The 24,403-nt window shown below is 61.5% G+C and carries 20 protein-coding genes; 5 read left to right on the top strand and 15 right to left on the bottom strand.

What is annotated here, in order from left to right; all coding sequences use genetic code 11:
• Window positions 1–164 precede the first annotated feature (164 nt).
• Window positions 165–827, bottom strand: a complete 663-nt coding sequence (locus RHEC894_RS10685; protein WP_085737243.1) for an invasion associated locus B family protein — start codon at window positions 825–827, stop codon at window positions 165–167.
• Window positions 828–1,112: 285 nt separating this feature from the next.
• Between RHEC894_RS10685 and RHEC894_RS10680 the strand changes: the two genes are divergently transcribed.
• The 4 genes from RHEC894_RS10680 to RHEC894_RS10670 all read left to right on the top strand — a co-directional run bounded on the left by RHEC894_RS10680 (window position 1,113) and on the right by RHEC894_RS10670 (window position 4,786).
• Window positions 1,113–2,915 carry an extracellular solute-binding protein gene (locus RHEC894_RS10680; RefSeq protein WP_085737242.1) on the top strand — a complete coding sequence of 601 codons (1,803 nt, stop codon included), beginning with the start codon at window positions 1,113–1,115 and terminating at the stop codon, window positions 2,913–2,915.
• A 62-nt stretch (window positions 2,916–2,977) separates the two neighbouring features.
• Window positions 2,978–3,649, top strand: coding sequence for a DsbA family oxidoreductase (locus RHEC894_RS10675; protein ID WP_085737241.1), 672 nt, complete (start codon window positions 2,978–2,980; stop codon window positions 3,647–3,649).
• A gap of 8 nt (window positions 3,650–3,657) precedes the next feature.
• Window positions 3,658–3,816 (top strand): hypothetical protein, encoded by a 159-nt coding sequence (locus tag RHEC894_RS32970; RefSeq protein ID WP_164517656.1) that lies wholly within the window; start codon window positions 3,658–3,660, stop codon window positions 3,814–3,816.
• 169 nt (window positions 3,817–3,985) lie between these two features.
• Window positions 3,986–4,786 (top strand): DUF4261 domain-containing protein, encoded by an 801-nt coding sequence (locus RHEC894_RS10670; RefSeq protein ID WP_085737240.1) that lies wholly within the window; start codon window positions 3,986–3,988, stop codon window positions 4,784–4,786.
• Window position 4,787: 1 nt separating this feature from the next.
• On the opposite strand, the gene RHEC894_RS10665 is transcribed toward RHEC894_RS10670, so the two are convergent.
• The 3 genes from RHEC894_RS10665 to RHEC894_RS10655 are packed head-to-tail and all read right to left on the bottom strand — an operon-like array spanning window position 4,788 to window position 9,074.
• The gene (locus RHEC894_RS10665) at window positions 4,788–5,255 is read right to left on the bottom strand and encodes an OsmC family protein (RefSeq protein ID WP_085737239.1); all 468 of its coding nucleotides are present in this window, start codon (window positions 5,253–5,255) and stop codon (window positions 4,788–4,790) included.
• A 16-nt stretch (window positions 5,256–5,271) separates the two neighbouring features.
• Window positions 5,272–8,772, bottom strand: a complete 3,501-nt coding sequence (mfd, locus tag RHEC894_RS10660; protein WP_085737238.1) for a transcription-repair coupling factor — start codon at window positions 8,770–8,772, stop codon at window positions 5,272–5,274.
• Window positions 8,769–9,074 (bottom strand): succinate dehydrogenase assembly factor 2, encoded by a 306-nt coding sequence (locus RHEC894_RS10655; protein ID WP_004680228.1) that lies wholly within the window; start codon window positions 9,072–9,074, stop codon window positions 8,769–8,771. Before RHEC894_RS10655 ends, mfd begins: the two co-directional genes overlap by 4 nt.
• Window positions 9,075–9,166: 92 nt before the next feature.
• Here RHEC894_RS10655 and recG point away from each other — a divergent pair, with 92 nt between their 5' ends.
• Window positions 9,167–11,272 (top strand): ATP-dependent DNA helicase RecG, encoded by a 2,106-nt coding sequence (recG, locus tag RHEC894_RS10650; RefSeq protein WP_085737237.1) that lies wholly within the window; start codon window positions 9,167–9,169, stop codon window positions 11,270–11,272.
• 65 nt (window positions 11,273–11,337) lie between these two features.
• Here recG and RHEC894_RS10645 read toward each other — a convergent pair whose 3' ends face one another.
• The 11 genes from RHEC894_RS10645 to RHEC894_RS10595 form a co-directional block, all read right to left on the bottom strand.
• Window positions 11,338–12,045 (bottom strand): DUF502 domain-containing protein, encoded by a 708-nt coding sequence (locus RHEC894_RS10645; protein ID WP_085737236.1) that lies wholly within the window; start codon window positions 12,043–12,045, stop codon window positions 11,338–11,340.
• A gap of 134 nt (window positions 12,046–12,179) precedes the next feature.
• Window positions 12,180–14,006 carry a glutamine--fructose-6-phosphate transaminase (isomerizing) gene (gene glmS / locus RHEC894_RS10640; RefSeq protein WP_085737235.1) on the bottom strand — a complete coding sequence of 609 codons (1,827 nt, stop codon included), beginning with the start codon at window positions 14,004–14,006 and terminating at the stop codon, window positions 12,180–12,182.
• 111 nt (window positions 14,007–14,117) lie between these two features.
• Entirely contained in the window at window positions 14,118–15,479 is a 1,362-nt protein-coding gene (gene glmU / locus RHEC894_RS10635) for a bifunctional UDP-N-acetylglucosamine diphosphorylase/glucosamine-1-phosphate N-acetyltransferase GlmU (RefSeq protein ID WP_085737234.1), read from the bottom strand.
• Between the two features lie 174 nt (window positions 15,480–15,653).
• Window positions 15,654–16,430, bottom strand: a complete 777-nt coding sequence (locus tag RHEC894_RS10630) for a FadR/GntR family transcriptional regulator (RefSeq protein WP_085737233.1) — start codon at window positions 16,428–16,430, stop codon at window positions 15,654–15,656.
• A gap of 16 nt (window positions 16,431–16,446) precedes the next feature.
• On the bottom strand, window positions 16,447–17,415 hold the full coding sequence (yjfF, locus tag RHEC894_RS10625; RefSeq protein ID WP_085737232.1) for a galactofuranose ABC transporter, permease protein YjfF: 969 nt from the start codon (window positions 17,413–17,415) through the stop codon (window positions 16,447–16,449).
• Entirely contained in the window at window positions 17,412–18,425 is a 1,014-nt protein-coding gene (locus RHEC894_RS10620; RefSeq protein ID WP_085737231.1) for an ABC transporter permease, read from the bottom strand. Before RHEC894_RS10620 ends, yjfF begins: the two co-directional genes overlap by 4 nt.
• A complete protein-coding gene (ytfR, locus tag RHEC894_RS10615; protein WP_085737230.1) occupies window positions 18,422–19,945 on the bottom strand; it encodes a galactofuranose ABC transporter, ATP-binding protein YtfR in 1,524 nt (507 codons plus the stop codon). The genes RHEC894_RS10620 and ytfR overlap by 4 nt, the downstream gene beginning before the upstream one ends.
• A 215-nt stretch (window positions 19,946–20,160) precedes the next feature.
• Window positions 20,161–21,123: a galactofuranose ABC transporter, galactofuranose-binding protein YtfQ gene (gene ytfQ / locus RHEC894_RS10610; protein WP_085737229.1), complete on the bottom strand. Its 963-nt coding sequence runs from the start codon at window positions 21,121–21,123 to the stop codon at window positions 20,161–20,163.
• A 143-nt stretch (window positions 21,124–21,266) separates the two neighbouring features.
• A complete protein-coding gene (locus RHEC894_RS10605; protein WP_085737228.1) occupies window positions 21,267–22,343 on the bottom strand; it encodes a BMP family ABC transporter substrate-binding protein in 1,077 nt (358 codons plus the stop codon).
• 48 nt (window positions 22,344–22,391) lie between these two features.
• Window positions 22,392–23,312, bottom strand: a complete 921-nt coding sequence (locus RHEC894_RS10600) for an ABC transporter permease (protein ID WP_085737227.1) — start codon at window positions 23,310–23,312, stop codon at window positions 22,392–22,394.
• The gene (locus RHEC894_RS10595) at window positions 23,309–24,394 is read right to left on the bottom strand and encodes an ABC transporter permease (RefSeq protein WP_085737226.1); all 1,086 of its coding nucleotides are present in this window, start codon (window positions 24,392–24,394) and stop codon (window positions 23,309–23,311) included. The genes RHEC894_RS10600 and RHEC894_RS10595 overlap by 4 nt, the downstream gene beginning before the upstream one ends.
• Window positions 24,395–24,403 lie beyond the last annotated feature (9 nt).

Here is a 24,403-nt window from a genome sequence, read left to right as displayed (position 1 = left end):
GCTCTCGGTCCCCGCACACCTCTCGCAAAGCACGTCCCCTCTCCCCGTTTTTCACGGGGAGAGGGGCAGCTTCAGGTTCGAACCGAGCAGCCATGGCGCCAGCAGTCGATCAACAAAAAACCCGGCTTGAAGCCGGGTTTCTATTCAATATGGCGGCGGCAGGATTACTGAGCCTTGGCTGCCTTCTGGGCGTCTTCCAGCTTCTTGCGGGCCTCTTCAGCCTTCTTCTGCATGCCTTCCTGCAGGCTGCGCTGGCTTTCGGCGAGCTTGGATTCGGAAACCGGTTCGCCGTCATAAGCGCCGGTGAAGCCTTCGAGCGAAATCTTGATCGGGTTCGGAGCGCGACGGAAGTTGATCGAGGTGAAGATCACGTCGCTGCCCTTCTTGAGGCTGGCGATCATCGCGTCGGTCAACGGAATTTCGGCCGTGCACTTGTCCGGCAGGCAGACGGCGTAGTCGAGCTTCTGGCCCTTGCCGCCGTCGATCTGCATGATGATGCCCGGGGGAATCAGGCGTGCCGTGGGAACCGAGACCTGCAGGAGCTTGCGGTTGATCTTGCCAGTGACGGAGATCAGGCCGACGGCCGTGACGAGCTGGCCGCCATTGGCGAGAATCAGGTTCTGGACAACACAGATGTCGTTGTCTTCCTGCTTGCTGCAGGTCTTGTACCAGCCGAGCTTCGGCGCGCCGGCGGCCTGCGCCTGGCCATCGGCCGGAGCCTGCGCCGCCGCATCCTGTGCGAAGGAGGAGACCGGTGCCGAAGCGCCGAACACCACTGCCAGAACGGACAGTGCTGCCCGCATTTTCTTTTCAGACTTGAACATCATAACGAATTCCGTCTCCTGATATCCGTTCGGGGCCGCGTCTTTGCCGCCCCAACCATCGGGTCGTTCGGCACTCACCTCTTAAAAAAATAAGGCAAATGCATGACCCCAAACTTCGGGTTCACCTGTTACATCGCAGCGTTCAAGATATCCAGCATTTCTTTGGCAATTCGAGGCGCAATTTCGTCGCGATGCCGAAGAAATCGCCGCTCCGTGTTGGAATCGAGCGACCCCATGCTAATCTCCGCGGTGAATCATGCCCGTTTTCGTGGTCGCAAGGATTGCCGAATGCTCCGGATCGTCGTCCCCCTCGTCCTCTCGCTGCTGTGCGGCGCTGTTGCCGCCGAACCGCTGCACGGAATCGCGATGCATGGCGAACCGGCCTTGCCGGCTGATTACAAACACTTCCCTTACGTCAATCCCGATGTGAAGAAGGGCGGCAAGATCACCTACGGCGTCGTCGGCACCTTCGACAGCCTCAACCCGTTCATTCTGAAGAGCATGCGCACAACGGCACGCGGCATGTGGGATCCGGAATATGGCAATCTCGTCTACGAATCGCTGATGCAGCGCTCCAGGGACGAGCCCTTCACGCTCTACGGCCTGCTGGCCGAGACGGTGGAATGGGACGAGGACAGGAGCTTCATCCAGTTCAACCTCAATCCGAAGGCGAAATGGGCCGATGGCCAGCCGGTGACGCCCGAAGACGTGATGTTCACCTTCGAGCTGATGCGCGACAAGGGCCGCGTGCCCTTCGCCAACCGCCTCAACGTCGTCGCCAAGATGGAAAAGGTCGGCGAACACAGTGTGCGTTTCACCTTCAACGACAAGGCCGACCGCGAGACGCCGCTGATTTTCGGTCTTTTCCCGGTGCTGCCGAAACATGCGATTGATCCGGAAACCTTCGACCGTTCGTCGCTGACCCCGCCAGTCGGCTCCGGTCCCTACAAGGTCAAGACGGTGAAGCCCGGCGAGAGCATCACCTATGAGCGTGATCCGAACTACTGGGGCAAGGACATTCCCTCCAAAGTCGGCACCGACAATTACGACCAGATCACCGTGCAATATTTCCTGCAGGACACGACGCTGTTCGAGGCCTTCAAGAAGGGCGATATCGATGTCTATCCTGATGGCAATCCCGGCCATTGGGCCAATGCCTATGATTTCCCCGCCGTCACCTCGGGCGCTGTCGTCAAGGAGGTGTACACGCCGAAACTGCCGAGCGGCATGCTCGGCTTCGTGTTCAATACGCGCCGGCCGATCTTTACCGATCCCAAAGTGCGCGAAGGCCTGTCGCTGGTGTTCGATTTCGAGTGGGCAAACAAGAACCTCTATTCCAGTGCCTATAAGCGCACGCAGAGCTTCTGGCAGAATTCCGAACTTTCGAGTTTCGGCGTTCCGGCCAATGCGTCAGAGCTTGCTCTGCTCGGGCCAATCAAGGACAAAATCGCGCCCAGTATTCTCGACGGCACCTACAAGCTGCCGGTGACCGATGGCTCGGGCCGCGACCGCAATGTGCTGAAGCAGGCGGTCGAGCTGTTGAAACAGGGCGGCTATACGATCCAGGGCGGCAAGATGGCTGATGCTTCAGGCCGCCAGCTCGCCTTCGAAATCATGACGCAGAATGCCGACCAGGAAAAGCTTGCCATCGCCTACCAGCGGTCACTGCAGGCGATCGGCATTGCCGCCTCGATTCGCACGGTCGACGATTCGCAATATCAGAGCCGGACGAACAGCTTCGATTACGACATGATCATGAAATCCTACACCTCGTCGCTGTCGCCGGGTAACGAACAGCTCGGCCGCTGGTCTTCCGCCGCACGCACGCGCGAAGGGACGGACAGCTTCGCCGGTGCCAACGATCCCGATCTGGACACACTGATCGACCATCTGCTCAGGGCGCGCTCGGCAGAGGATTTCACCGCGGCGGTGCGCTCCTATGATCGGCTGCTGCTCTCCGGCCATTACGTGCTGCCGCTCTATCATATCGACCAGCAATGGGTGGCGCACAGCAAGCGCATCGGTCGTCCCGACAGCGTGCCCCTCAATGGTTATCAGCTGCCGGTATGGTGGGATGCGAGCGTGCAGTAGAACGCGCCGAACTGCCGCCGCCCAATGTCTCCCAGGAGACGCATAGAATAAGGAAGACCCTCATGGAACGCATCACCATCGACGTCGTCTCGGATGTCGTCTGCCCCTGGTGTTATCTCGGCAAGGCGCGGCTGGAGCTCGCCATCGCCGAAGTGCAGGACGAGATCGGCGTCGACATCAACTGGCGGCCGTACCGGCTCAATCCAGACTATCCCAAGGAAGGCGTCGACCAGAAGAAGGCGCTGGCCGAGAAGCTCGGCGGCGAGGAGCGCGTGGCCCAGGCCCACAAGATGCTCACTGACCTCGGCCGCGGCGTCGGCATCGCCTTCGATTTCGAAGCGATCAAGATCGGCCCGAACACGCTGGACGCCCATCGGCTGATCCACTGGGCGATGATCGAAGGCCGCGAGAAGCAGGACAAGGTCGTCACGGCACTGTTCAAGGGGAATTTCGAGGAAGGCCGCAATGTCGGCGACCATCAAGTGCTGCTCGATATTGCCGAAAAGGCCGGCCTCGACCGCTCGGTCATCGCCTCGCTGCTTGCCTCCGATGCCGATCGCGACCTGATCGTCGCCGAGATCAAGGCGGCACAGGAGATGGGCGTCAACGGCGTGCCCTTCTTCATTTTCGATCAGCAATATGCGGTCAGCGGCGCACAGACGCCGGATGTGCTGGCAGGCGCTCTACGCGATATCGCCAAGGCGAAAGCCGAGGCGCGATCGGGGCTCAACTGAGGCTATCGATGCGGATCGAGATCCAGAGCCGCGGCAAAGTTGAGTGGAGGATTTCGCAGCACTCAAGCGCGCCGCCAAACATCAAGGATCCGCTATTCGACACCATAATGGATGGCGCCGATGAATGGGCAACGCTGATCGGCTGGTGGGAACCACCGGCCGACTAGGTCCAGTTTTTGCGATGAGGCACCGATAACGACACGACAGACGGCGTAGCTTCATTTGAAGTACTCCTACTGCGGCCAATTTATTTCATCTGCCTTAGTATTTTAGAAGGACCTTCAAGTGAGTGCTCCATTGCTATCTTCGGGTGAACTTGCTTCGAATTCTGAATCAATGATCGCGATCACATTTTTGGGGGACGATGATTCAAACTGTCTTGCGCCTATTTCACTTGCGCTACAGCAGAGCTGCCCCAACTCAACGATCGAGATCCTGGAAAACGACGAAGAGAAACCCCTTTTCATTTTTCAAGATTCTACCTTGATCGGCAGCGTGATGTTCATGGATCTTCCGGCTCCTTTGCATGAAGCCGACCCAGAAATCAGAAATGTGTGGTTTTGGCCGACCGCCTGGGAGGAAATTAGTCAGCATCGATCTCATATTATTGTCACCATTTTTGGCAAAGGCAGTGCAAAGCAAAAAGCTCTGACCTTGCAAAGGACGCTGCGCTCAATTCTCACAAGTGTCACTTCTGCGATCGGCGTCGCATTCCCTTCCTCAGGAACGTTGTTGCCGACTTCGATGGCGCTGCCGGTACTTGATAACAAATCTGAAATCGCTGTTCCGCTTTTTATTTCCTGCTTCTTTGCGAAAGAGAATATGTCGCGTTTTCCCACGCCTTCAATCTTTTGCTCCACAGAGGGATTTGGGAACTTCGGCTTGAAGAACGTTGAAGCGCGAGGCTTTCCCGGCACCCGTCGCGATTTGCATGAGTTCATGCTTGCCTTCGCGACATACCTGATCGAGCATCGGGCAGAAGTGAAGGATGGCGACACGGTCGGCCCAGGAGAGCAAAAAATTATCGTTAAGATCGAGAAGTCACTTTTTCGCAAAAACCAAGTATACAGTCTCTATTTCCAGAAAATGACTTGGAGAACGAAACTGTGCGCCTTTCTATTTGGCAACCGGCCTTAGCTCAACCCAGCACAGGAACGCATTGCACCTCGGTCTTAACCGAATTGGCGATGAAGCATTCGTCGTGGGCGCGATGATGCAGGGCTTCGAGCTCGCTCAGAAAGGGCTGTTTGTCGCCGGAGAAAACCACATGCGGCCTCAGCGTCACGACGGTCATGGCGAGGCGGCCTTCGGCATTCTTCTCCATGATGCCCTCGGCGGCATCGATGTAGCTGTCGACGCAGAATCCCCGTTTGGCGGCGATCGACAGGAACCAGAGCATATGGCAGCTGGAGAGCGAAGCGACGAAAGCCTCTTCCGGATCGACTGCGTCCTCGGCTGAATAGGGCATCGGGACGACATGCGCGGAAGAAGACGCCCTCACCTCGATGCCGCCATCGAAGGTCCAGCGGTGGACGCGGCTGTAGCGATTGTCGGTGAAGGTCTCGCCGTTTCGCTCCCAGGCGATCGTCGCGCCATATGTCGCCATCTGCATCTTCCTCTGTTTACTTCGCCATCTCCGCCAGCTGCGTCATGACAACAGCCGCACCCTGCAGGCGCTTTTCCGGGGTCGGCAGGTCGCGGGTCAGGAACAGGCTGTGATCGGGGCGGATCTTCGCCATCGTGCCCTGCCTGCCGATATAACCGACGAGGTTTGCCGGGTTAGGGAATTCCTTGTTGCGGAACTGCACGACCACGCCCTTCGGGCCGGCATCGAGCTTTTCGACATTGGCAGTGCGGCAGAGCGACTTGATGTAGACGATCTTCAGCAGATGCTGCACTTCGATCGGCATCGGCCCGAAACGGTCGATCATCTCGGCGCCGAAGCCGTCGATCTCCTTGAGTTCGGTGATTTCGCCGAGGCGGCGATAAAGCGCCATGCGCAGATGCAGATCTGGCACGTAACCCTCAGGGATCATCACCGTCGTGCCGACAGAGATTTGCGGCGACCAGCCGGTGTCATGGATCTCGTCGACGCCCTTGACCTCGGCGACCGCCTCTTCCAGCATCTGCTGATAAAGTTCGAAGCCGACTTCCTTGATGTGGCCCGACTGCTCTTCGCCGAGCAGGTTGCCGGCGCCGCGAATATCGAGATCGTGGCTTGCCAGCTGGAAGCCGGCGCCAAGCGTGTCGAGCGACTGCAGCACCTTCAGCCGGCGGTCGGCGGTTGCCGTCAGCACCTTATTGACAGGCAGGGTGAAGAGCGCGAAAGCGCGCACCTTCGAGCGGCCGACGCGGCCGCGCAGCTGATAGAGCTGGGCGAGGCCGAACATATCGGCGCGGTGGACGATCAGCGTGTTGGCTGTCGGCACATCGAGGCCGGATTCGACGATGGTTGTGGACAGCAGCACGTCATAGCGGCCTTCATAGAAGGCGTTCATGATGTCTTCCAGTTCGCCGGCCGGCATCTGGCCATGGGCGACGGCAACCTTCAGCTCCGGCACATCCGACTGGAGGAAGGCGTGCACGTCGGCGAGGTCGGCAAGCCTTGGGCAGACGTAAAAACTCTGGCCGCCGCGATAATGCTCGCGCATCAGTGTCTCGCGGATGACCAGGCTGTCGAAGGGCGAGATGAACGTGCGCACCGCCATGCGGTCGACCGGCGGCGTGGTGATCAGCGACAGTTCGCGCACGCCGGTCATGGCGAGCTGCAGCGTGCGCGGGATCGGCGTTGCCGACAGCGTCAGCACATGCACGTCGCTCTTCAGCTCCTTCAGCCGCTCCTTGTGCTTGACGCCGAAATGCTGCTCCTCGTCGATGACGAGCAGGCCGAGATTGGCGAATTTGATGCCGGCGCCGAGCAGCGCATGCGTGCCGACGACGATGTCGGTCTTGCCGTCGGCCACTTCCTTCTTGGTCAGCGCCAGCTCCTTGGCGCCGACCAGGCGCGAGGCTTGTTGGATGCGCACCGGCAGGCCGCGGAAACGCTCGGAAAAGGTCTTGAAATGCTGGCGGGCCAGCAGCGTAGTCGGCACGACGACGGCAACCTGAACGCCGTTCATCGCCGCGACGAAAGCGGCGCGCAGCGCCACTTCGGTCTTGCCGAAACCGACGTCGCCGCAGACCAGACGGTCCATCGGCCGGCCGGCGCCGAGATCGGAGCGGACCGCCTCGATGGCGTTGTCCTGGTCTTCGGTCTCATCATAGGGGAAGCGGGCGGCGAATTCGTCGTAAAGACCTTCGGGCGTCGTCAGCATCGGCGCGTGGCGCGTCAGGCGCTCGGCGGCGATGCGGATCAGCGCATCGGCCATATCGAGCAGGCGCCTCTTCAGCTTGGCCTTGCGCATCTGCCAGGCGCCGCCGCCGAGCTTGTCGAGCTGGGCTTCGGTGCCCTCGCCGCCATAACGCGAGAGAAGATCGATGTTTTCGACCGGCAGGAAGAGCTTGGCCTCGTCGGCATATTGCAGCTCGAGGCAGGCATGCGGGGCGCCTGCCGCCTCGATGGTCCGCAGGCCGATGAAACGGCCGATGCCATGTTCTGCATGGACGACGATCGAGCCTTCGTCGAGGCCGGCGACCTCGGCAATGAAATCGGCCGCACGCTTGCGGCGCTTCGAGCGGCGCACCATGCGGTCGCCTAATATATCCTGCTCGCCGATGACGACGAGATCGCCAGCCTCGAAGCCGGATTCGAGGCTGAGCACGGCAGCCGCCGCTTCGCCCCGCGCCAACGAAGCGACATCCTTCAGCGCCTCGATCGGCTTGACCTTTTCCAGGCCGTGCTCGTTCAGCACCTGTAGCAGACGTTCCAGCGAGCCTTCGGTCCAGGCGGTGACGAGCACTTTCGCGCCGCCGGCGCGGCGGTCGGCAATATGCTTGACGACGATGTCGAAGATGTTGATGCGTTCGGCATCGCCGCCCTCGGCATTCGAACGGGCCCAGCGCTGGCCCTGGCGGGCATCGATATTGACGACCCGCCTCGCCTCGCCTTCGATTTCGTTGAAGGGGCTGATGCGGATCGCACCGAGCGCATCCAGAGTTTTTGCGAAAAGCTTGCTGTCGAGATAGAGCTGGCCCGGCGTCACCGGCTTGTAGGGTGTGCCCTGGGCCATCTGATTCTTGGCCGGCTGGCCGGAATTCAGGCGGGCGTCGTAATAATCGAAAACGAGCTTGGAGCGCTCTTCGGCCGCTTCACGCACCGTATGGTCGGTGACGATACGGAAGCCGCTGAGATAATCGAAGACGGTATCGAGCTTTTCGTAGAAGAGCGGCAGCCAATGCTCCATGCCGGGATAACGGCGGCCTTCGGAGACGGCGAGATAGAGCGCGTCATCACGCGTCGACGCGCCGAAAGCCGAGAGATAATTCTTGCGGAAGCGGCTGATCGTATCCGGCGTCAGCGTCACCTCGCTCATCGGATTGAGATCGAGCGAGCGCACCTGGCCTGTGGTGCGCTGGCTCGCCGGATCGAAACTGCGGATCGATTCCAGCGTATCGCCGAAGAAATCGAGGCGGACCGGCTCTTCCGACCCCGGCACGAAGACGTCGAGGATGCCGCCGCGCACGGCATATTCGCCGACCTCGCGAACGGTCGCAACACGGTCGAAGCCGTTGCGCTCCAGGCGGCCGGCGAGATCGTCCATGCGCAGCTGGTTGCCGGGACGGGCCGAAAAGCTGAGGCTCTCGATCACATCCTGGGGCGCCACCTTCTGCAGCATGGCATTGGCGGTGACGAGCACGATCGCCGCATGCGGCTTTTTGCGGTGGGCAATCAGGCCGCCGAGCGCGGCAAGCCGGCGGGCCGAGGTATCGGCGCTCGGCGAGACGCGGTCATAGGGCAGACAGTCCCAGGCCGGCAGGGTGAGAACCGGAATGTCGGGGGCGACGAAGCCCAGCATCTGCTCGAGATCGGCCATGCGGTGGCCGTCGGATATGACATAGGCGACCGGCTCTCCCGCGCGGGCGAGCTCGGCGAGCAGCAGCGTTTCAAGGCCGGCGGGCACATTGCCGATCGTCAGCGGCTCGGCAATGGCCGCAAGCTTCTTCGCATCAAAACCAGGGATCATTCCGGCGTCCTGAGGGGCTTGTCGAAATCGGGCGTGTAAGCGGCCAGGCGGGCAAACATCGGCGTCTGGAAACGTTCAGGCACCGGCCATGTTCCCATGATCCAGCGAACCAGATCATTGTCCTCTTCCGCCATGATCGTCTCGAACTCGTCGAGTTCGGCATCCGACAGCGTCGCGATCTCGGCTTCGGCAAACTGGCCGAAAACCAGATCCATCTCGCGAATGCCGCGATGCCAGCAACGGAAAAGGATCCGGCGGCGGCGCGGGTCGAGACCGGCACTCGTGAGCGTGACACCTGTCATGGTATTACCTTCCTGTTGATGCGCCTCTATAGACCCTGGAAAGCGGCTTGTCAGCCTTGCCAAGGCCGCATTGTTCATCGCATTTTGGCCGCATGCGCCCCGCCATTCTCGATCCGCTGTTTTCTCCCATTTCGGGCCTTCCGGGCGTCGGCCCGAAGATCGCCGAACTGCTGGTGAAACTGCTCGGGCGCGACACGCCGGAGGATTGCCGGGTCATCGACCTCCTCTTCCACGCGCCCTTTTCGCTGATCGACCGGCGTAACCAGCCGGGGATCGCCCGCGCGCCACAGGGCGCGATCGTGACGATCACAGCGCGGGTCGACCGGCACCAGGTGCCGCCGCGCGGCAAAAGCAATGTGCCCTACCGCGTCTTCCTACATGACGAGACCGGCGAGTTGACGCTGGTGTTCTTCCGCGGACAGGCGGCGTGGCTGGAAAAACAGCTGCCCGTTGACGCCGAGGTGACGGTCAGCGGCAAGGTCGACTGGTTCAACGGCCGCGCCTCGATGGTGCATCCCGACCATATCGTCAAAGCAGACGAAGCGGAGAACCTGCCGCTCGTGGAGCCGATCTACCCGCTGACGGCGGGGCTCTCGCCGAAGACATTGCGCAAGATCATCGACGGCGCGTTGCCGCGCTTTCCCGAACTGCCGGAATGGATCGATCTCGCCTTGACTGAGAAGCAGGGCCTGCCGTCGATCCGCGACAGCTTCCACATGCTGCATGAGCCGCGCGACCCCGGAGATATCGATCCGCAGGCCCCTGCCCGGCGCCGGCTTGCCTATGACGAATTCCTCGCCGGCCAGCTGTCGCTGAGCCTGGTGCGCCAGAGGCTGCGCAAAGTGGCGGGTCAGCCGGTGCATGCGACCGGCGAAATCAGCGGCAAAATTTTGAAGACATTGCCTTTCCAACTCACATCAAGCCAGACCGAGGCGATCGCCGACATTCTGAAGGACATGGCCGGAACGGAACGCATGCTGCGGCTGCTGCAGGGCGATGTCGGCGCCGGCAAGACGCTGGTGGCGCTGATGGCGATGGCGGCGGTGATCGAGAGCGGCGGTCAGGCCGTGCTGATGGCGCCGACCGAAATCCTGGCACGCCAGCACCATGCGACGATCTCGAAATTCGCCGCCTCATCAGGGCTCGGCATCGAGGTGCTGACCGGGCGCACCAAGGGCCGTGAACGCGAGGACATCCTGGAGCGCATTGCCTCCGGCGCCGCCCAGATCGTCATCGGCACGCATGCGCTGTTCCAGGACAGCGTCACCTACGCCAACCTCATGCTTGCCGTCGTCGACGAGCAGCATCGTTTCGGCGTGCATCAGCGGCTGCGGCTGACCGCCAAAGGCATCTCGCCGCATATGTTGGTGATGACGGCAACGCCGATCCCGCGCACTTTGGTGCTTGCCGCCTTCGGCGACATGGACGTCTCCAAACTCACCGAGAAACCGGCCGGCCGCAAGCCGATCCAGACGATCACAGTGCCGATGGAGCGAACAGGCGAAATCGTTGGGCGGCTGCAGAGCGCGATAGCCGAGGGCAAGAAGGCCTACTGGATCTGCCCGCTGGTCGAAGAATCCGAAGAGCTCGACCTGATGTCGGCCGAGGAGCGGCATGCGACGCTGGTCGCGGCACTCGGTCCCGATATCGGCCTCATCCACGGCCGCATGAGCGGGCCGGAGAAGGATGCAGCGATGATGGCATTCAAGAACGGCGAGACCCGGCTGCTCGTCGCCACGACAGTCGTCGAGGTCGGCGTCGACGTGCCGGATGCGACGATCATGGTGATCGAACATGCCGAACGCTTCGGCCTGGCGCAATTGCATCAGCTGCGCGGCCGCGTCGGTCGCGGCGATGAGGCTTCGACCTGCATCCTGCTCTATAAGGGGCCGCTCGGCGAAACCGGCCATTCCCGGCTTTCGATCATGCGGGAGACGGAGGACGGTTTTCGCATCGCCGAAGAGGACCTGAAGCTGCGCGGCGAAGGCGAATTGCTCGGCACAAGGCAATCCGGCACACCGGGCTTCCGCATTGCCAGCCTCGAGGCGCATGCCGATCTGCTCGAGATTGCCCGCAAGGATGCGGCCTATCTGATCGAGCGCGATCCGGAACTGACCAGCGAAAGAGGACAGGCGATCCGCACCCTGCTTTATCTTTTCCGCCGCGACGAGGCGATCCGGTTCCTCAGAGCAGGATAAAGCGCGCCACACGCGCCGTGCATGTTGTTATCCCAAAACCGCTAAACACTTTTGGGCGACATGCGTCATTCAACCTTGGAAACGGCCACCGGCTTCGGCCGCGGCAAATGCTTCGGCTTCGGCTCGGACTGAGGGATTTCAGGAGCCACGAGCCCGCCTGAGATCAGGAACTTGGCGGCATCTTCCGGCGACATGTCGAGCAGCACAATCTTCTCGCGCGGTACGAAGACGAGGAAACCGGCGGTCGGCACCGGCGTCGGCGGCAGGAAGACCGCAACCATATCCTGGCCCATGGCGTTGAACTTCGAAGCGATCTCGCCCTTGGCGTCGGTGGCCACGAAAACCAGCGCCCAGAGGCCGGGACTGGGATATTCGATGAGGCCGACTTTCTTAAAGGAGTTCGACTGCTCCTTCAGCACCGTTTCGAAAATCTGCTTCACGCTTCTGTAGATCGTGCGCACCAGCGGCATGCGCTGAACGACCGATTCGCCGAAACCGACGATGCTCTGGCCGATCAGGTTCTTGCCGAGAAAACCGACAACGGTGATCAGCACGACGGCCGTCAGCAGGCCGAAACCGGGAATGGCGAAATTGAGATAGCTTTCCGGATTCCAGCGCGCCGGAATATAGGGCCTGACCCAGCTGTCGGACCAGTGGATGAAGGTCCAGGTCAGCCAGATGGTGATCGCGATCGGCGCGCAGATGATCAGGCCCGCGAGAAAATTATTCCTCAGCCGGGTCGCGACCGGCATTCTGGGGGTGTTGTCGGTCATCTCTCCTGATGAGCTCCATCTCGGTCCTGGACAGGCCGGAACGCCGGCCCTTCCCCCTTGTCCGCCTGGTAAAACTGCCAGAATTCGGGGCGTCACACAATATGTTTCGGCGCGAAGATCGGGGCGTCGCGGGCTTATTCCACGGTCACGGATTTCGCCAGATTGCGCGGCTGATCGACGTCGGTGCCCATGAAGACGGCGGTGTGATAGGCGAGCAGCTGGATCGGCAGCGAGAAGATCATCGGCGCGATGATTTCGTCGACAACGGGCAGGATGATCGTCGCCATGGTCGGCAGTTTCGAGGCCGCAGCACCCGCCTCGTCGGTGATGAAGATGATTCGACCGCCGCGGGCTGCGACCTCCTGCATGTTCGAAACGGTCTTTTCGAAGAAACGGTCGTAGGGAGCGATAACGATAACGGGCATATTCTCATCGATCAGCGCGATCGGCCCGTGCTTCAATTCGCCGGCGGCATAACCTTCGGCGTGGATATAGGAAATTTCCTTGAGTTTCAGCGCGCCTTCCATGGCAAGCGGGAAGCTGGTGCCGCGGCCGAGATAGAGCACGTCCTTGCACTTCGACAGTTCGCGCGACAGGCTTTCCATCTGCGGCTGGATGAGGTTCAGCACCCGGCTCATGACGCGCGGCATTTCGGCGAGATGGCGCACCAGCGCCCTCTCCTCCTCCGCACTCACCGTGCCGCGCGCCTTGCCGGCGCCGATCGCGAGCGACGCCAGCACGGCGAGCTGGCAGGTGAAGGCCTTGGTCGAGGCGACGCCGATTTCGGGGCCGGCCATGATCGGGAAGACGGCGTCGGATTCGCGGGCGATCGTCGATTCGCGGACATTGACGACCGCGCCGATCTTCAGGCCGTTGTCACGGCAATAACGCAGCGATGCCAGCGTATCGGCGGTTTCGCCCGACTGCGAGATGAAGAGTGCGGCCTGCGACGACGACAGCGGCATTTCGCGGTAACGGAATTCGGAGGCGACGTCGATCTCGACCGGAAGGCGGGCATAACGCTCGAACCAGTATTTGCCGACGAGACCGGCGAGATAAGCGGTGCCGCAGGCCGAGATCGCAAGGCCGGTCGCCGCCTTGAAGTCGATTGCCGCGGCATTGGCGCCGATCGTGTTTTCGGCGAAATCGACATAGTGGCTGAGCGCGTGGGAGATGACCTCGGGCTGCTCGTAGATTTCCTTTTCCATGAAATGGCGGTGGTTGCCCTTGTCGACGACATAGGCGGTCGCCTGTGAAATCTGGCGGGCGCGCTTGACCGGCTTGCCGGTAAAATCGATGACGGCGACACTGTCACGGGTGAGGACGGCGCAATCGCCGTCGACGAGATAGGTGATCTCGTTGGTGAAGGGCGACAGCGCAATCGCGTCCGAGCCGAGGAACATTTCGCCGCGGCCGTAGCCGACGGCAAGCGGCGGTCCGGAGCGGGCGGCCATGATCGTGCCGGGATCGGCCTTGAGCATGACGGCGAGCGCATAGGCGCCGGTCAGCCGGTTCAGCATCTGCAGCATGGCGGCGCGCGGCTCGAGGCCCTCGCGCAGGTATTTCGCCATCAACTGGGCGACGACCTCGGTGTCGGTCTGGGTTTCGAAGACAGCGCCCGCCTCGGTCAATTCGTCGCGAAGCTCGGAAAAATTCTCGATGATGCCGTTGTGGACGACAGCGACACCTTCGACGAAATGCGGATGGGCGTTGGTCTCATTCGGCACGCCGTGGGTCGCCCAGCGGGTATGGGCAATGCCGACCACGCCCGGCAGCGGTTCGGCATCGAGGCGCTTTTCCAGATTGAACAGTTTGCCTTCGGCGCGGCGGCGATCCATCACCCCTTCATGGATGGTGGCGACGCCGGCGGAGTCATAGCCGCGATATTCGAGACGCTTCAGCGCATCGACCAGGCGCCCGGCAACAGGCTGACTTCCCACAATCCCCACAATACCGCACATGCAATATATTCCCCATAAGGCTTCGATGACGAGGCCAGTCCTAACGATTCCTGCTTATTTCTCAATTACCTCGGCGGTCACTTTCAATTTCCGCCGGTTACGCAAGGCCGCTCAGCTCTTCGCCTTTTTCGCCGCCTTGATGGCGAGCGCGCGCTCGCGCAGCAGCGATGCGCGGCCGGGCTTGATCTCCTGGCGGGCCCGGCCGAGCGCCAGCGCGTCGGCCGGCACGTCGGCGGTGATGACGCTGCCGGAGGCGATATAGGCGCCGTCGCCGATCGTCACCGGCGCGACCAGCGAGGAGTTGGAACCGATGAAGGCGTTTTCGCCGATCACCGTCTCGCTCTTGTTGACGCCGTCATAGTTGCAGGTGATCGTCCCAGCGCCGATATTGCTGCCGGCGCCGATGACCGCATCGCCGATATAGGTGAGATGGTTGACCTTGGCGCCCTCGCCGATCCGGCCGTTCTTGACCTCGCAGAAATTGCCGACCTTCGAACCGTCGGCGAGATCGGCACCCGGGCGCAGGCGCGCGAAGGGGCCGACGGTCGCACCCTGGCTGACATGGGCACCCTCGATATGCGAGAAGGCATGGATGACTGCGCCGCTGTCGATGACCGCGCCGGCACCGAAGACGACATTCGGCTCGATCAGCGCGTCCTGGCCGATGACGGTGTCATAAGACAGAAAGACCGTTTCCGGCGCTATCATGGTGACGCCCGCCAGCATCATCTGGTGGCGGCGGCGCTCCTGCCAGAAGCGCTCGATGACGGCGAGTTCGGCGCGGTTGTTGCAGCCGGTCATCTCGATTTCAGGAGCATCGACGGCGGTAACGCGGCCGCCGAGCGAACGGGCGATCTCGACGAGATCGGTCAGATAGAATTCGCCCTTGGCATTGGCGTTGCCGATCCGCGAGAGAAGATCGAGCGCCTTGCGGCCGTTGATCGCCATCAGCCCGCTGTTGCACCAGGTGACGGTGCGCTCGGCATCGGTCGCGTCCTTCTCCTCGCGGATGGCGATCAGTTCGCCGTCCTTGACGAGCACGCGGCCGTAGCCGGTCGGCCGGTCGGTATGGAAACCGATAACGACGACATCACTACCGTCGGCAAGTCCCTGGCGGGCGGCCTTTAGCGGCGCGTCGGTCTGCAGCGGCACGTCGCCATAGGTAACGAGGATATCGTCATAGCCCTTGGCGATTGCTTCGCGCGCAGCCAGCACCGCATGGCCGGTGCCAAGACGCTCCTTCTGCAGATAGGATTCGATACCGACGCCGTCGATCGCCGCCGCCTTTGCCACATCCTCGGCATCGCGGCCGACGACGAGGGCGACGGAGGCGATCCCGGCAGAGGCGACCGCCTCGACCACATGGGCGATCATCGGCCGTCCAGCGACCGGATGCAGCACTTTCGATTTCGAGGATTTCATCCGCGTGCTGTCACCGGCGGCAAGGATGACGGCAAGACAAGTACGTTCCATGATCTGCTCCGCGAATCCGCGCCGTGAGGCGGCTTTGTTGCCTCATACTGCATAATTCCTGAAATCGGAATCGATTTTCGGAAAGCACGTTGGGTGGATTGAAAGTCTTGCAGCGTGCTTTGCGCGCCTGAAAAGCCGCGCGATAGCCTCAGATCAGCAAAGCCTTTACGGGTGTTAAATTTCGGTCGAAATCGACACGATGACGGTCTGCGAACCGACGGCGGCGAAGGCCTCGTGCACATGGTGGCGGCCGTCCAGGATGACAAGCTCCATGGCGCGGCGCGCAGCAAGGCTGTCACCGGAAACGATCGCATCGACGATGCGCATATGGGTGTCGGCGATATTGGCGAAGCCGTTTTCGGTGGGCGGCGTGCTCATGCGGAACATGCCGACGAGGGCCGCCTCAATCAGGCTGCCCAAGGTGCGCATGAAGGGATTGTGCGAGGCTTCGGCGATCGCCAGGTGAAAGCGAAGGTCGGCAAGCGCCAGGCTGTCGGCAGTATGGCCGCTCGCCGCCATATCGAGCGCCAATGCGCGCAGCGTCTCGATATCCTCGGCATTCGCCCGTTCGGCGACGAGACCGGCGGCGAAGGGTTCGACGGCGAGACGGATATCGTAGAGCTGCAGCAAGAATTCTTCCGTCACGCCATTGTCGAAGTGCCAGGCGATGATCTCGCTGTCGAACATGTTCCAGAGGTTCTTCCCGGTCACACGCGTGCCGACCCGCGCCTTGGCGACGACCATGCCCTTGGCGGCGAGCGTCTTCATCGTCTCGCGCAAGACGGTGCGGGACACCTTGAAGCGCTGCGCCAGTTCGGTATCGCCAGGCAGGATCGAGCCGACGGGATAGGTGCCGGCGACGATAGCCTTGCCAAGTTCGTCGACCACCTGCGCGTGGCTCGTCCGGGTTCTGCGCCCCGTCTTACGTGTCTCTTCCAATGTGTTGCGCAAGCGATCCCTCTCCCCTTCAGGCGTACCTCTTGTTCAGACTGGAAACGAACAGGATGGCTTTCTGCATCAGGATGAATGCAAACAGCAGAAGCCCAATCAGGATCTTGGTCCACCAGCTCGACAGCGTGCCGTCGAAGGTGATGTAGGTCTGAATGAGCCCCTGGATCAGGATACCGATCAAGGTTCCCGCCACGAATCCCGCTCCTCCGGTCAGCAGCGTCCCCCCAATGACAACCGCCGCGATGGCATCGAGTTCGACGCCGACTGCTGCAAGAGAATATCCGGCAGAGGTGTACAGCGAAAAAACGATCCCGGATAGGCCTGCCAGAAAGCCCGACAGCGCATAGATCTGAATTGTCGTGCGTCCCACAGGCACGCCCATCAGCCGCGCCGTCTGCGGGCCGCCGCCGAGCGCATAGACATTGGTGCCGAAGCGGGTGCGCTGGGCGATGAAAATGCCGGCGGCAAAGACCAGAAGCATGATGGCGCCGATCAGCGTCAGCCGCCCACCGCCGGGCAGCCGCCAATAGAGGCTCGTCAGCGTCGAATAATATTCGTGGTCGATCGGAATGCTGTCGATCGAGAGCACGAAGGCCATGCCGCGCGCCAGGAACATGCCGGCAAGCGTGACGATGAAGGCCGGCATTTCGAGATAGTGGATGATGGCGCCCATGATGGCGCCGAAAGCGGTGGTGATCACAAGCACGATCGCAAAGGCGAGCAGCGGGTGGATCGAGGTCTTCTGCAAGATCACTGCAAGGAAGACGCCGGTGAAGGCGATGACCGATCCGATCGACAGATCGATGCCGCCGGAGATGATCACGAAGGTCATGCCGACGGCGGCAATGCCGAGAAAGGCGTTGTCGGTCAGAAGATTGCCGATCACGCGTGTCGACAGCATGTTCGGATATTGCAGCGTGCAGCCGGCATAGGCGAGCACGAAGATGACGATGGTCGCAAGCAGCGGCAGGTATTTGGAATTCATTTCGGCTGCTCCCTTCCGCCCGGCCGGCGGCTGGCGAAGATGGCGAGCGACTGCACCGCCGGCGACTGGATGACGAGGATGACGATAATGATGATGGCCTTGATGATCAGGTTGAACTCCGGCGGGAAGCCGGAAGACAGGATGCCGGTATTCACCGCCTGGATGATCATCGCTCCGATCAGCGATCCAAGAATGCTGAAGCGGCCGCCGAGCAGTGAATTGCCGCCGACGACGACGGCGAGGATGGCGTCGAGTTCGAGCCACAGGCCGGCATTGTTGGCATCGGCGCCCTTGATGTCGGCGGCGACGATGATACCGGCGATCGAGGCGCAGAGCCCGCTCAGCATATAGACCGCCATCAGCAGCACCGGCGTTTGAATGCCCGAAAGCGTGCTGGCACGGCGATTGATGCCGACGGCCTCGATCAGCATGCCGAGCGCAGTCCGGCGGACGAGCAGGATGACGAGCAGGCCGACGAGAAGCCAGATGACGACAGGCATCGGCAGGAGGGCCATGGAGCCACTGCCGAAGAAGGTCAGCCCGTCATCGTTGAAGGTCAAAATGGCGCCTTCGGTGATGAGTTGGGCGATGCCGCGACCGGCGACCATCAGCACCAGCGTGGCGATGATCGGCTGGATATTGAGGACAGCCACCAGGAAACCGTTCCAGACGCCACAGGCAATGCCGATCACCAACGTCAGGATAATGGTGTAGGCCACTGAATTTCCTGAGACAATCGACGATGCGGCAACGGCACCGCAGATGGCGATAACAGCGCCGACGGACAGATCGATGCCCTTGGTGGCGATGACCAGCGTCATGCCGATCGCCAGCAACGCCACCGGCGCGCCGCGGTTCAGCACGTCAATCAGGCTGCCATAGAGGCGGTCGTTTTGAACCACGACATTAAAAAACTGCGGTGACGTGATGAAATTCAACAAAAGAATGACAACAAGCGCAATCAATTGCGGCGCCAGGCGATAAGCCAGCGCGTTCAGCGAGGACCTCATGCCTCCTCCATCTTATGCTCGGCCGCGGCGATGGCATCGACGATGCCGGCGGCCGTGATCCGTTCGCCCGTGAGTTCGGCGATATGCTGTCTGTCGCGAAGCACGATGACACGTGAACTATAGGCGACAAGCTCTTCAAGTTCCGAGGAAATCACGATCAGCGACATGCCTTCGCCGCAGAGCTGCTCGATCAGCCGGATGATCTCGGCATGGGCGCCGACATCGATACCGCGGGTCGGCTCGTCGAGGATGAGAAACTTCGGATTGGTCGCCAGCCAGCGGGCGAGGATCGCCTTCTGCTGGTTGCCGCCGGAAAGCAGCCGGATCGGCTTCTCGCGGTCGGTGGTGCGGATATCGAGCGCCTCGATGTAACGGTCGGCAAGCGCATTCTGCTCTGCGCGCGACAGCGGCCGCGTCCAGCCGCGGCGGGCCTGCAGCGCAAGCGCGATGTTCTCCCTGATCGACAGGTCGCCGACGATGCCGTCGGTCTTGCGATCCTCGGGGCAGAAGCCGAAGCCTTTTTCGATGGCAGCGCGTGGGCTGGAAAGGGTCACCGGCTGGCCGTCGATCGTGACGCTGCCGCTGTCGGCATGTTCGATGCCGAAGAGCAGCTCGGCGGTTTCGGTGCGGCCGGAGCCGAGCAGCCCGGCAACGCCGACCACCTCGCCGGCGCGCACATCGAGGTCGAACGGCTGGATCTTGCCGCGCTTGCCGTAGCCTGCGAAGCGGTAACGGACGTCGCCGGCGGCGACACTCCTCTCCTTCGCCGTCTCCTCGGCATGCGCCAGTTCGCGGCCGAGCATCATGGCGATCAAGCCCTGGCGCGGCAGCTCGGCGGCGTCGCGGGTGCCGACGAGTTTTCCGTTGCGCAGCACGGTGATGCGGTCGCTGATCGCATAGACCTGCTCGAGGAAATGGGTGATGAAGACGATGCCCAGGCCGCGCTTCTTCAGGTCCTCGATGATACGGAAGAGCAGCGCCACTTCCTGATTGTCGAGGCTTGCCGTCGGCTCGTCCAATATCAGCACCTTGCCGGAGAGATCCACGGCGCGGGCGATGGCAACCACCTGCTGGACGGCAACGGAGAAGCGGCCAAGCTCGGCGGTGACGTCGATATCGATGCCGTAGCCGGTGAGCAATTCGCGCGCCTTGCGGTTCATCGCGCGGACATCGGTCATGCCGAAACGCCTTGGCTGGCGTCCGAGAAAGAGGTTTTCGGCAACGCTCAGATTGGCCAGCAGGTTGACCTCCTGGTAGACGGTGCCGATGCCGAGATTCTGGGCGGCGAGCGTATTGGCCGGATTGATTTCATGACCGTCGAGCGTCAGGCTGCCCTCGTCACGATGATAGGCGCCGGTGATGCATTTGATCAGCGTCGACTTGCCGGCGCCATTCTCACCAAGCAGCGCATGCACCTCGCCCTTACGCAGCGTGAAATCGACCTTGTCCAACGCCACTGCGCCGGGAAAGAATTTCGATATTCCGGAAGCCGCGAGAACGTTCTCGAAATCGTGAGTCATAGGGGTCTGTTTTCCTGATATTGACAGCAAAAGCCGCGCCGCGGCCGGACATGACGTCCCAAGGCGGCAAGGCAGTTCCGCACCGGTCCATGACGGGCCGGTGCGGTTCTACAGCGCCGCCGTGTCATTTCAGCACGGGACGCTGCAGCGCTTTGATTCTGCCCAATTCCCTTCTCGATTGCGATTGTGGAATTAGGCAGAAGCGTCAAATCAGATCAGTAACCCTGACCCTTCTTCTCTTCGTAGACCTTCATCGGCTCGTCGGCAGGCGTGTAGAGCTTGGATTCGGTCTGGATCCACTTCGGCGGAGCCTTCTTGTCCTTCAGGTAGGCATCGAGCGCATCGAAGGCCGGACCTGCCATATTCGGCGTCAGCTCGACCGTGGCGTTGGATTCGCCTTCGGACATAGCCTTGAAGATATCGGGAACGGCGTCGATGGAGACGACGAGGATATCCTTGCCGGGCTTCAGGCCGGCTTCCTTGATCGCCTGGATGGCGCCGACGGCCATGTCGTCGTTGTGGGCGTAGAGCGCGCAGATATCCTTGCCGCCGTTCTCGGCCTTCAGGAAGCTTTCCATGACTTCCTTGCCCTTGGTGCGGGTGAAGTCACCGGTCTGGCTGCGAACGATCTTGAGGTTGTCGTGACCGGCAAGAGCCTCTTCGAAGCCCTTCTTGCGGGCGATGGCCGGCGACGAACCAGTGGTGCCCTGCAGTTCGACGACGTTGCACTTCTTGTCGCCGACAGTCTTGACCAGGAAATCACCGGCGACCTTGCCTTCATGGACGAGGTCGGAGGTAACAGCGGTCAGGTAGAGATCGTCCGGAGCCTTGATGGTGCGGTCGAGAAGGATGACCGGAATCTTGGCTTCCTTGGCTTCCTTGAGAACGTCGTCCCAGCCGGTTTCGACGACCGGTGCAATGAGAATGGCGTCGACGCCCTGAGCAATGAAGGAGCGCAAAGCCTTGATCTGGTTTTCCTGCTTCTGCTGTGCATCGGCAAATTTCAGATCGATGCCGCGCTTCTTGGCCTGTTCCTTGGTGACGGTCGTTTCAGCCGCACGCCAGCCCGATTCCGAGCCGATCTGCGAGAAGCCGACGGTCAGCCCGGCGGCCGAAGCCGAACCGAACATGCAGGCAGCAAGGATCGTGGCACTCATAAGTGCAGTCTTCAATTTCATGATTTCCTCCCAAGCCGCATCTCGCGGCGCAGGGTCAAAAAATCATATAGTATTACTTTTGTAAATCAGAATCTTCGGATGCACCGCAGCAAAAAAAGAGCGCCCACAAGGGGCGCCCTTCGCACTCGCGAATTGAAGACGACTTATTGCGCCGGCAGCTTGTCGTCGACGCCTTCGACATAGAAATTCATGCCGAGCAGCGTGCCGTCATCGGCCTTCTCGCCGGCCTTCAGCCAGGGCGTGCCGTCCTGCTTGTTGATCGGGCCGGTGAAGGGATGCAGCTCGCCAGACTTGATCTTGGCTTCGGTTTCCTCGGCCATTTTCTTCACGTCGTCAGGCATGTTGGTATAGGGCGCCATCTTCAGGATGCCGTCCTTCAGGCCGTCCCAGCTCTGCTCGGACTTCCAGGTGCCGTCGAGAAGCGCGTGCACGCGCTTGGAGTAGTAGTTGCCCCAGGTGTCGACGATCGCCGTCAGCTGCGCCTTCGGGCCGGCCGCGATCATGTCGGATGCTTGACCGAAGGCATGGATGCCGCGTTCTTCGGCAACCTGCATCGGCGCTGTCGTGTCGGTGTGCTGGGTCAAGACGTCGACGCCCTGGTCGACCATGGCCTTGGCGGCATCGGCTTCCTTGCCCGGGTCGAACCAGGTGTTGACCCAGATGACCTTCAGCTTGAAGCTCGGATCGATCGACTTGGCGCCCTGCTCGAAGGAGTTGATGCCCATCACAACTTCCGGAATCGGGAAGGAGGCGATGTAGGCGGCACCATGATTCTTCGAAGTCTTCGCAGCGATCTGGCCGAGGATGTAGCGGCCTTCATAGAAGCGCGAATTGTAGGTGGCGAGATTGGGGCCGGCCTTATAGCCGGTGCCGTGCTCGAACTTGACCTTCGGGAATTTGGCGGCGACCTTGACGGTCGCATCCATGAAGCCGAAGGATGTGGTGAAGATCAACTTGCAACCGGAGCGGGCAAGGCGTTCGATGGCGCGCTCGGCATCCGGGCCTTCCGGCACGTTTTCGAGGTAAGGCGTTTCGATCTTGTCGCCGAATTCGGCCTGGACCTGCTGGCGGCCGAGATCGTGGGCCTGCGAATAACCGCCATCGGTGTGCGAACCGACATAGACGAAGCAGACCTTCGTCTTGTCAGCGGCCTGTGCGGCAGACGAGATGCCGATCACGGCGGCAGCCGAGGCGGCGAGTGTAAGTGCTAACTTCTTCATAGTAACCCCTGTTGGTTTGAAGTTGGGAAACCCGTCTTTGTTGTTGCTTCATCGCTCCGGTACGAAGGCTTTTCCGAGCGACGCGGGCGTGTTGATCAACGTCGTACGCCGATTATGAGAAATGATGATGAGAACCACAATAGTCGCGGCATAGGGCAGCATCGAAAGGAACTGCGCGGGAATGCCGAGGCCGAAGGCCTGCGCGTGCAGCTGCAGGATGGTGACTGCGCCGAAGAGATAACCGCCGGCAAAGACCCGCCAGGGCCGCCAGGAGGCGAAAACGACAAGCGCCAGCGTGATCCAGCCGCGGCCGGCCGACATGTTCTCTGCCCATTGCGGCGTGTAGACGAGCGAAAGCTGCGCCCCGGCAAGACCGGCGCAGGCGCCGCCGAACATCACCGCCAGGTAGCGCGTGCGGATGACGTTAATGCCGAGCGCATGGGCCGAGCCGTGATTGTCGCCGATCGCTCTCAGCTTCAGCCCGCTCCGGCTGCGGAACAGGAACCAGCTGACGCCGACGACAAGCGCAATCGACAGGTAGAAGATCAGATCCTGCCTGAAGAGCACGTGGCCGATCACGGGAATGTCCGACAGCAAGGGAATGACGATCTCTTCCAGCCGGATGCCGGGAACGCTGACATAGGCTTCGCCGAGCATGCCCGACACACCGAGGCCGAGAAGGGTGAGCGCCAGTCCCGTCGCCACCTGGTTCGCCACCAGCGTCAAGGTCAGGAAGGCAAACAGCAGCGAGAAAAGCGCGCCTGAGGCAATGCCGCAGACGATGCCGACATAGGGCGAACCCGACATCTGCGCGCCGGCAAAGGCGGCGACCGCGCCCATGATCATCATGCCTTCGACACCAAGGTTCAGAACGCCGGAGCGCTCGGTCACGAGTTCGCCGAGGGCGGCGATGACGAGTGGCGTCGAGGCGGTGATGACAGTCAGCAGAATGGCTTCGAAGATGCTCATGCGGCCCCACCTCTCAGCCGCGACCACACGATGCGGATTTTGTAATAGATCAGCGTATCGCAGGAGAGCACGAAGAAGAGCAGCAGGCCCTGGAAGACGCGGGTGACCTTGTCGGAAACGCCGAGCGACAGCTGTGCCGCCTCACCGCCGAGATAGGTGAGCGCCAGCACCAGGCCCGATGCGATGATGCCGAGCGGATTGAGGCGGCCGAGAAAGGCGACGATGATGGCGGTGAAGCCATAGCCCGGCGAGATCGCCGGCTGCAGGTGGCCGATCGAGCCGGAGACCTCCGATATCCCGGCAAGACCGGCAAGCGCGCCCGAAAAGAGAAAGCTGAACCAGATCATCTTCTTCGACGAGAAGCCGGCAAAGCGCCCTGCCCGCTCCGACTGGCCGAGCACGACGATCTCGAAGCCTTTCAGCGTGTAACGCAGCATGAACCAGACGCCGATCGCCGCGGCAATGGCGAAGATGAAGGCCCAATGGGCGCGGCCCGACTCTTCCCAGATCGCCGGCAGCACCGCTTCCGGTGCGAAATCGCGCGAGACCGGAAAGTTGAAGCCTTTCGGGTCTCGCCAGGCGCCGCGAATCAACCAGTCGAGGAAGAGCTGGGCGATATAGACCAGCATCAGCGATGTCAGGATTTCATTGGTGTTGAAATGCGCCTTGAGCAGCGCCGGAATGGCGGCGAACAGCGCACCGCCGAGCGCCCCGAGAAGCAGCATCAGCGGCAGCACCAGCGGCGAATGCCAGTCGTAGAAGACGATCGGGATATAGGAGCCGGTGATGGCGCCGATGGTGAACTGGCCTTCGGCGCCGATATTCCAGTTGTTCGAACGATAACAGACGGCCAGACCGACGGCGATCAGGATCAGGGGTGCCGCCTTGATCGCCAGTTCGTGCAGTGACCAGACCTCGAGCAGCGGCTCGACGAAGAATGCATCGAGCGCCTCGACCGGGTCCTTGCCGAGCATGGCAAACATGATGGCGCCGAAGGCGAGCGTCAGGACGAGGGCCAGGAGCGGCGAGACGAAAGCGTAGAGCTTCGAGACGTCGGGACGTTTTTCGAGTTCAATGCGCATGAGGCGCCT

This window comes from Rhizobium sp. CIAT894 (genome assembly GCF_000172795.2).
Taxonomy (GTDB): domain Bacteria; phylum Pseudomonadota; class Alphaproteobacteria; order Rhizobiales; family Rhizobiaceae; genus Rhizobium.
The sequence above is the reverse complement of the archived record's forward strand: the minus strand, read 5'-3'. Positions and strand labels throughout refer to the sequence as shown.

What these genes read in the sequence shown, in the direction of transcription:
- RHEC894_RS10620 (WP_085737231.1), bottom strand. Translation starts at nt 18,425, where the DNA reads ATGAGGTCCTCGCTGAACGCGCTGGCTTATCGCCTGGCGCCGCAATTG.
- RHEC894_RS10680 (WP_085737242.1), top strand. Translation starts at nt 1,113, where the DNA reads ATGCTCCGGATCGTCGTCCCCCTCGTCCTCTCGCTGCTGTGCGGCGCT.
- yjfF (WP_085737232.1), bottom strand. Translation starts at nt 17,415, where the DNA reads ATGAATTCCAAATACCTGCCGCTGCTTGCGACCATCGTCATCTTCGTG.
- RHEC894_RS10645 (WP_085737236.1), bottom strand. Translation starts at nt 12,045, where the DNA reads ATGACCGACAACACCCCCAGAATGCCGGTCGCGACCCGGCTGAGGAAT.
- RHEC894_RS10595 (WP_085737226.1), bottom strand. Translation starts at nt 24,394, where the DNA reads ATGCGCATTGAACTCGAAAAACGTCCCGACGTCTCGAAGCTCTACGCT.
- glmU (WP_085737234.1), bottom strand. Translation starts at nt 15,479, where the DNA reads ATGGAACGTACTTGTCTTGCCGTCATCCTTGCCGCCGGTGACAGCACG.
- ytfR (WP_085737230.1), bottom strand. Translation starts at nt 19,945, where the DNA reads ATGACTCACGATTTCGAGAACGTTCTCGCGGCTTCCGGAATATCGAAA.
- mfd (WP_085737238.1), bottom strand. Translation starts at nt 8,772, where the DNA reads ATGATCCCTGGTTTTGATGCGAAGAAGCTTGCGGCCATTGCCGAGCCG.
- RHEC894_RS10670 (WP_085737240.1), top strand. Translation starts at nt 3,986, where the DNA reads ATGATCGCGATCACATTTTTGGGGGACGATGATTCAAACTGTCTTGCG.
- RHEC894_RS10655 (WP_004680228.1), bottom strand. Translation starts at nt 9,074, where the DNA reads ATGACAGGTGTCACGCTCACGAGTGCCGGTCTCGACCCGCGCCGCCGC.
- glmS (WP_085737235.1), bottom strand. Translation starts at nt 14,006, where the DNA reads ATGTGCGGTATTGTGGGGATTGTGGGAAGTCAGCCTGTTGCCGGGCGC.
- RHEC894_RS10675 (WP_085737241.1), top strand. Translation starts at nt 2,978, where the DNA reads ATGGAACGCATCACCATCGACGTCGTCTCGGATGTCGTCTGCCCCTGG.
- ytfQ (WP_085737229.1), bottom strand. Translation starts at nt 21,123, where the DNA reads ATGAAATTGAAGACTGCACTTATGAGTGCCACGATCCTTGCTGCCTGC.
- recG (WP_085737237.1), top strand. Translation starts at nt 9,167, where the DNA reads ATGCGCCCCGCCATTCTCGATCCGCTGTTTTCTCCCATTTCGGGCCTT.
- RHEC894_RS10605 (WP_085737228.1), bottom strand. Translation starts at nt 22,343, where the DNA reads ATGAAGAAGTTAGCACTTACACTCGCCGCCTCGGCTGCCGCCGTGATC.
- RHEC894_RS10685 (WP_085737243.1), bottom strand. Translation starts at nt 827, where the DNA reads ATGATGTTCAAGTCTGAAAAGAAAATGCGGGCAGCACTGTCCGTTCTG.
- RHEC894_RS32970 (WP_164517656.1), top strand. Translation starts at nt 3,658, where the DNA reads ATGCGGATCGAGATCCAGAGCCGCGGCAAAGTTGAGTGGAGGATTTCG.
- RHEC894_RS10600 (WP_085737227.1), bottom strand. Translation starts at nt 23,312, where the DNA reads ATGAGCATCTTCGAAGCCATTCTGCTGACTGTCATCACCGCCTCGACG.
- RHEC894_RS10665 (WP_085737239.1), bottom strand. Translation starts at nt 5,255, where the DNA reads ATGGCGACATATGGCGCGACGATCGCCTGGGAGCGAAACGGCGAGACC.